We start from the raw sequence: 6,794 nt of genomic DNA, 5'->3' as shown, positions 1-6,794 counted from the left end.
CCTGGCCCGACACGCCCTTCGGGTAGGGCGTGTCGTTGATGAACAGCGCCTTCAGGTCGCCCTCGGCACCATACAGGCTCAGTTGCCCGCGCCGCTTCAGGCTCTCGTTGTACTCATGCGCGTTCGTTACCGCGTAGGCCGGCTTCGCCGCTTGCGCGCCTTACCCGTCTTCAGTCTCGCCTTGTAAGGCATGAAAGCTCACCAGTCCGATAGATCACCGGCTCTTTCTACCCGACACCTTGTCGCCGCGCAAGTGACCTTGCTGAACAAAGCCGCCCTGCAGAACCAGCGCGATGACCGGTACTGTCAACTTAACGGAATTGGCGAAAATTTTTCTGTCAAAAGTGGGAAACGGTCGCCAATCCGAGCGACAAATCGGTCTGCAGGGTGCAGTCGGCGGGCGCCCAAATGCCATCGAAGTGGGAGCCCCGCCGGGCTGGTTTGCTCAAGTTGACAGTACCGTCACGATCCCAAAACGGCCGGTCACGTTCGTCCGAAATACGCAGTAGAGGAACGCTCGGACCTGATTCGCATAAACGAGCTATTCTTCGTCGTTGTTGTTCCTGAATGGGTAACGGCGGATTGCAATCTCTCTCAGTGGAAACGAGCCACGGTTTGGCCGAGCTATAGAGGGACGGGAGTTGTGACCGCACCGATTCGAGGAAATTCGTCAGTAGGTCCTTCGGTTGACCTTCTAGAGGGGAGAGAGGCCACCGAGAGGAGCGTGGTTCCTATCCAGGAACGGACAGCGCCGCTAGCGCGTGCCGGCGCGGAATTGAACGGCCTTGCACGACTGAATGCGCGTCCCCAAAGTCCGGGGGGCTTGACCAAAACCACCGGTGAGCCGCCGACGATCGGCGCCTGGCAGCGCCCTATGGGTCCGCGACCCAATACAAGCGGCAAACCGGCAATCGCACAGCCGAACGCCTTCAAACGTCCCGGCCCTGCACTCGGCCCGCCACCGCCCGGGCCTCCCCCGTTGCCGCCACCGCAGGCTCCTCAGATCCTGGGCGCGTCTAACAAGGCCACTGCAAACTCGGTGCTCGGCGCCCCGCAGCGCCCCGTAGCGCACCAACAATTGCAGCCAGCGCCCGCCGCGAGGCGCCTAGTCGTACCAGCCGACCTGCGGTCCGTCTACGAACAGGCGAACTTGAGGCTCACGCCCGATACCTTTCCTCCCTTCAGGAATGCGCAATTTACCGGAAAGATGCAGAAGGTCGGCTCGGGTGAATGCAACAGTACCTACTCGATGCAGTTGAGACACCCCGGTCGAGGTGACATCGACGTTGTTTTCAAACCGCTCAGTAAGACGGAGCGGGGATGGGTCGCTGAGGCAACAGGCATCCCGAGAGACGAACCGCAAATCGCAATGCGCAACCTCGCAACGCTTGCTTATGCGAAGAAGCTGGGTCTCAATGTGGTGGCTGACACCAGAGTGACCGTCCTTAGCCCGGTTCCGGGGCAACATGTCCTCGGCCTGACGATGGAGAGGGCCGCAGGCCATTCTGCCGCGAAGGCGGATGCCAGCATCTTCGGTCGCCCGCATGTCTGCGCGGAGGTGACCAAGCTCCAACTGCTCGATCACCTGACGGGCCAGGGTGATCGCCACGGGAACAACTATTTCATCAACATCGAACCGGACGGTCGCGCCAAGGTGACGGGGATCGACAACGACCAGTGCTTTGGAAAACTGTTGACCGATCCAAACGGTATCCAATGGGTCCCCGATGACGACCTGCGCGCTGGGTTCCGAGGCACGGCGTTACCTCCGGTAGTGGATATCGAAACGGCAGACAAAATCGAGCGACTCACCCCTGATGACATCAGGGCAATGCTCCAAAATAAACTCAGCGAAGACGAGATCCAAGCCGCGATTGCGCGTCACAAGGGTGTCAAGGACCATATCGGCACGCTCAGGTCCCAGGGTCGGATCATTTCCGCGGACCAATGGGGCAATCCTTCCGTGCAAAGGTTAATGAATGCCCAAAACAGCTACGTGGCACGCGATCGTGATTACGCGCTCGCCGAACAGGCAGCAAATGCTATTTGGTAGGATGCCCTGATGAATACACCAGCGAATGAATCAAGTGACGATGGCGGCCTGCCCTCGGTCCTGGCGCTCTTTGAGCGTGAACGCCTGCCTTTCCCGCCCGTGCCTGAGCGCCTGGCGGTGTCCTTGCGGCGAAAAGCCAGAGGTTGGTTCTCGACAAGGCCAACGCAGTCAAGCCCGTACTGCCTGGAGGAGTTCTTGGCCGAGGTGGAGACGCACCCCCATCTGCCGGATTACGCCGTCGTCGGTTTTGACGGTTATGGCACCAACAGCTGGGCCATGCACTATTACCTCGTCGGGAAGGCGATCGCTCTTTTCATCCAGCTCCCATGGGGAGGTGCGTTCTTGGAAACGGGGCCTGCACGGGCAGGCATCGTCGAATTGCTCGAGTGGGCTGCGAACTTGCAATCCAAGCTGCAGGAGGCCGACGCGCTCCGCAGAATTCCTGATGGGGTACGGCTGGAAGTCGTCGCGAGCCGGTTCGGGCGCGCGGGCTGGCGCTGGCTGGACGCCGGCCGGAACCCTATGGAAACGCCTTGGAATCCGCCCTTCGGCATGAAGGATGCCATGTTGCGGGAGATCGACAATCTCATTGGCGGTCAGTTGACGCTGACGGCCCGACGTTCAACCGATACCGCGTTTCTACCGCGTTCGTAGAGCCGGTCATTAGCGAGACATCGACAAACGCAGGAAGGTGAGAAGCTGTAATCAGTCCGGAACGGCTATTCCATTCATTCCAGCGACCAGGCCTGCTAGGGCAATCGCTCTGCAGTATCCATCGTCAATGCGGATAGCGGCTTCCACAAGGTTGTCTTGCAGCGCTTCTGGCAGACGGCCCATTCCCGCACCTAGTTTACCTATCGCAATAGCCTTGGCTCTAGCATCCGTGATGCAGATCGCGGCGGTGGCTAGTCTGATGAGTTGCTTGATGCTGAGATCTGCCGAATTTGCACCCAAACCACCTACCGCAATCGCTTTTGCTTCATTGATTGCGAGCCCGATTGCGGCGGTGACAAGCTCATCACATTGGGACTCGGTGAGACGGACCGCGTGCTCAGCCAGCCCAGCGATCGCGTAGGCCTTACTGATGTCCTCTGAGTGACTAGGATTACCGATCGTAGCGGTAACGAAAGCGTTGCGTTGGGTCTCGCTAAAATATGCCGCTCCCGTGCCGAGTCCGGAGATCGCTTTGGCCTTGTCCATGTAGAGACGGAAACCCATCGCTGCGAAGAACATACTTTCCCGTTGCGGTACGCTGAAATTGGCCGCGCCCTTGCCCAGTCCAGCTATCGCAACGGCCTTCGCGGTGTCCAGCGTTAGCTCGAGCGACGCGTCGAGCAGGCTGTCGCGGTCAGCCTCGCTGAGGTGAGTCGCGTGCGCTCCCAAAACGGCGATCACCCCGGCCTTGAAAACCTGATTGGTCATGGCAAGCGCGGCAGCGACGAGGCGCTCGCGTTGATGCTCAGTCAGACCGGCGACGCCTGCGCTTGCTCCGCGCAGCGCCCTGGCCCGGTTCAGGTCATTGGACATCCCGATCGCGGCGTCAAGGAGCTTCTCGCAAGCGGATTGATTCAAATAGGTAGCTTTCGCACCCAGCGCCTCAATGGCAACGGCCATGGCTTCTTCAGAAGTCATAGCGAGAGCTTCGTTGACGAGCTTCTCGCGCTGGGGCGCGCTGAGCGACGCAATACCGGCGGCCAAGCCTGAGATAGCACGGGCTCGGTTGACTTCATCGGTGATTGCGAACACTTCGGCGAGTAGGCGGGCGCGCTGGGCGTTGTTCAGGAAGGCCGCATGCGCGCCGAGCCTCGCTATCGCCTGGCCCTTGAGCGATGGGTCTCGAAGTCCGATCGCTGCCGCGACGATGCCTTCACGCTGTTGCGGCCCGACAAGCCTCAGCAATGCCCCGCAGGCCGGAAGTGTCGTTGCGTTCAGGTCAGGCGCTCCAGCAAACAGATAAAAATCGCGTATGCATGCATACGCCGCTTGCCCCAAGCGACGGACCAATCTGTATTTGCGGCGTAGTAGTTTGTCCTCCTGTATTACATCCCTCAATGAGTGACACGTTGCCGACAACGCATCGAAATCTCGGACCATTTCACCTGGATCGCCGGTCAAATGGTCAAAGATCTCCCGCTGCAGTTCTACAGGAAGTCCCAACAGCGACCGCGCAGAAGGTGTCTTTGTTCCTGGCAGAGCCGCGCCAGTTCTCGAATGATTTGGCCGTGAAAGGGGAAATGACGTGAGGCGCGATGCAATGGTGGTCACTGATGCGCGGAGCAGGGGCGCTAGGACGAAAGCGACCTTCAAAGGTCGACGGATTTTCGATTGCGACAATGCCCGATCGGCGTTGATTCTGGTAACCACGTGACGGGGACTGACATTCGTTTGCACGTGCCCCCGGCTTCGCTCCTCTTCTTTCTGCAACACCGGCGCAATCAGGTTTATCGTCCTACTTACGATCAATCCGACCTCCTGTTTTTTAACGGTTTTGTCGCGATAACGGAGAGGGTGCGATACAGGTGACTATTATTAGGACGCACTACATTGACAGATAGTAGAATGCACAGCCGCTTGGCCCATTGTCGGAAACAGGCGCTCGCTTTTCGTCGCTACCGCGAAGTCCGACTGCAACGCGCGAAGGCACCATGAGTCCGGATCCGATACGCGAGTTGATGTCGGCGACGCTCGAGCTATGCGTTGTTCACCACCGACGGCCGTCACCTCGCAGGCCGATCAGTCCCAGCGACGATACAAGCAGTAGCCCTGCCAGATAAAAAGCAGGGGCCGCTGCCAGCGTGCTTGAATTCGTGATAAATGGATGGGATGACCGGTCGCGGTAGGGACGATGGTTACCCATCGCCCCCCGCACGGATCCGTACGTGCAGAATTACTGCATACGGCTCTTACCAAAGGTGTTGACGCGAAACCGCTCGGTCGGGTGGGAATGGACGATTCGGCACGGCGGCAGGTATTTCCGAAGCAGCCCTTGGAAGCGCGACCACGGCATGCGTCTGCGCTGACTTCGGCGTAGCAAGGCATGACGCCATGCACGACTGACTTCATAAAGAAATCCAGCCAGCCGCTGCATGTTGTCGGGCACCGCATGGTAATTCAAATACCCCTGCAACACTCGCCGCAGCCACCGACCTACCACGGGCACTGGTTCATGCCGACGTCGCATTAGCGTTTCCCGAATTGTCACCAGCGTCGCACGCATCCGCTTCTTGATCGTCTGAGCTTGCCCCCGCAAAACGAATCCCTTGCTGAGCGTTTAAACTCAAGCAAGGAGAGTCAAGAAGATGAGCAAGATGACGCGGGCGCGCTACACGCTCGAATTCAAGCTGGAAGCGGTTCGGCTGGTCAAAGCCGGCCAGAGCGTTGCGGCGGTGGCTGCGACGCTGGACGTGCCAGCTGTTACGTCCCGGCTTGTTCGAGAAGTGCCGTTCCGCGCTATTCGAGATGAGACGAAGCGGGTTGTCTCGCGCTGCGATGGAAATGCACATGATGCAGCAAAGCGCGGGACGAAGTTCGATGTAGCGACGGCAACCGGCACGTAGTGAGGTGCCATCAGGCGTCGTGTGCGTTGCAATGCACACGGGGGGCCGCGAAGGGCCCCGGTGAAGTCAGAATGGATCGAGTGGATCGTCAAACAGATCGGGTGGATCGCCACCGGTATCGACGTCTTCCGGTGGACGATAGCGGCGAGCCTGGTCGCCGTAGACGGTGTCGAACCATAACCAGAGATCGTCGAGAATGCTCATGATTGTGAAGGCGGTCTCGTCGGTGAGCTCGATTTCGGCGATGCCGGCGTTACGGGTGAAGGCAAACATGATGGTTTCACCGATGGTGACGGGCGTCATGGCGGGCGGCGCGTTGCGGGTCATCGCACCTCCTCGATGGCGCGTTGCAGGAGATCGTCGGGGATGTGGTTCAGCCCCTTTGGTACGGCCAGGCGCATCGCGTTACGCAGGATGCGTCCGGCCTGACGGGGCACCCCGCGCGAGGCCTCGCGCAGCTGCTCGAGAGCGGAATCGGAGAGCAGCGTGTGCGTACAGCCGGCGGCGTTGAGCGCGTGAGCGATGAGCTGGGAGAAGCGTTCGCGCTCCAGCACCGGGGTGAAGTGCACGCGCACCTGGATGCGGCTGTGGAGCGCGGCATACTGCGCCCGTTCGAGCATGCTGGCCAGCCCCGGATGGCCAACGAGCCAGACAGTGATGAGATCCCTGGCGTCCTGTGAGAAGTTCAGGAACGACGGCAGATCGCGGAAGAACTCCGCTGCCAGGTGCGGGGATTCGTCAATGATCCATACGGGCACGATCTGGCGGCTCTGGGCGAGTTCGACGATACGCTGCTTGATGTCGCGCCACAGGTCGGCGCGCCGGTAGCTGGGCTCGAGTCCGAGTCCACGCGCGAGCGCCCGGTACAGGTCAACGCGGCCGAAGTCGGTCTCGGCCGTGTAGACGACCTGATAGCGGTGCGGGTTGAGCTTGGCTGGTGATGTGGCGCAAGGTGGCGGTCTTGCCCACGCCAGGCTCGCCGGTGAGCAAACCGACGCCGGGGCTATCGAGCAGCCACTGGAAGCGATCACGCAGATGGGTAATGGCGCCGTCGTCTCACAGCTCGATCGAGTCCTTGTCCAGTGGCGCACAGCGCAGGCCGAAGTGCTGACGGTACATGGTTACACCCCGGTATGCGGATAGTGCTGTTGATGGGCAAGCTCGATCAGGTTCGGGCCGGTAGT

Annotated in this window: 6 protein-coding genes and 1 pseudogene; 4 read left to right on the top strand and 3 right to left on the bottom strand. The window is 60.1% G+C overall.

All coding sequences use genetic code 11. From position 1 onward, the window contains the following. The 3 genes from GWC77_RS29180 to GWC77_RS26545 form a co-directional block, all read left to right on the top strand. Nucleotides 1-187 (top strand): hypothetical protein (locus GWC77_RS29180; protein ID WP_217283420.1); only part of this gene is annotated, 187 nt, incomplete at its 5' end. 963 nt (nt 188-1,150) lie between these two features. Beyond that, nucleotides 1,151-2,053, top strand: a complete 903-nt coding sequence (locus tag GWC77_RS26550) for a hypothetical protein (protein ID WP_173262094.1) — start codon at nt 1,151-1,153, stop codon at nt 2,051-2,053. Between the two features lie 9 nt (nt 2,054-2,062). Then, on the top strand, nt 2,063-2,707 hold the full coding sequence (locus GWC77_RS26545) for a hypothetical protein (RefSeq protein WP_173262091.1): 645 nt from the start codon (nt 2,063-2,065) through the stop codon (nt 2,705-2,707). Nucleotides 2,708-2,758: 51 nt separating this feature from the next. On the opposite strand, the gene GWC77_RS26540 is transcribed toward GWC77_RS26545, so the two are convergent. Beyond that, nucleotides 2,759-4,210: an F-box protein gene (locus GWC77_RS26540; RefSeq protein WP_173262088.1), complete on the bottom strand. Its 1,452-nt coding sequence runs from the start codon at nt 4,208-4,210 to the stop codon at nt 2,759-2,761. A gap of 1,142 nt (nt 4,211-5,352) precedes the next feature. On the opposite strand from GWC77_RS26540, the pseudogene GWC77_RS26535 reads away from it, so the two are divergent. Beyond that, nucleotides 5,353-5,460, top strand: a pseudogene (locus tag GWC77_RS26535) (transposase); the annotation flags it as partial. Nucleotides 5,461-5,676: 216 nt separating this feature from the next. Here the strand turns inward: GWC77_RS26535 and GWC77_RS26530 are convergent. Both GWC77_RS26530 and GWC77_RS26525 read right to left on the bottom strand, forming a co-directional pair. Then, nucleotides 5,677-5,937 (bottom strand): hypothetical protein, encoded by a 261-nt coding sequence (locus GWC77_RS26530; protein WP_254367191.1) that lies wholly within the window; start codon nt 5,935-5,937, stop codon nt 5,677-5,679. Further along, nucleotides 5,934-6,641: an ExeA family protein gene (locus GWC77_RS26525; protein WP_367949121.1), complete on the bottom strand. Its 708-nt coding sequence runs from the start codon at nt 6,639-6,641 to the stop codon at nt 5,934-5,936. The genes GWC77_RS26530 and GWC77_RS26525 overlap by 4 nt, the downstream gene beginning before the upstream one ends. Nucleotides 6,642-6,794: the final 153 nt, after the last annotated feature.

The organism is Paraburkholderia sp. NMBU_R16 (assembly GCF_013282575.1).
Taxonomy (GTDB): domain Bacteria; phylum Pseudomonadota; class Gammaproteobacteria; order Burkholderiales; family Burkholderiaceae; genus Trinickia.
This window is presented reverse-complemented; position numbering and strand designations above follow the sequence as displayed.

Coding starts and splice junctions, on each gene's coding strand:
- GWC77_RS26530 (WP_254367191.1), bottom strand. CDS start 5,937: ATGACCCGCAACGCGCCGCCCGCCATGACGCCCGTCACCATCGGTGAA.
- GWC77_RS26545 (WP_173262091.1), top strand. CDS start 2,063: ATGAATACACCAGCGAATGAATCAAGTGACGATGGCGGCCTGCCCTCG.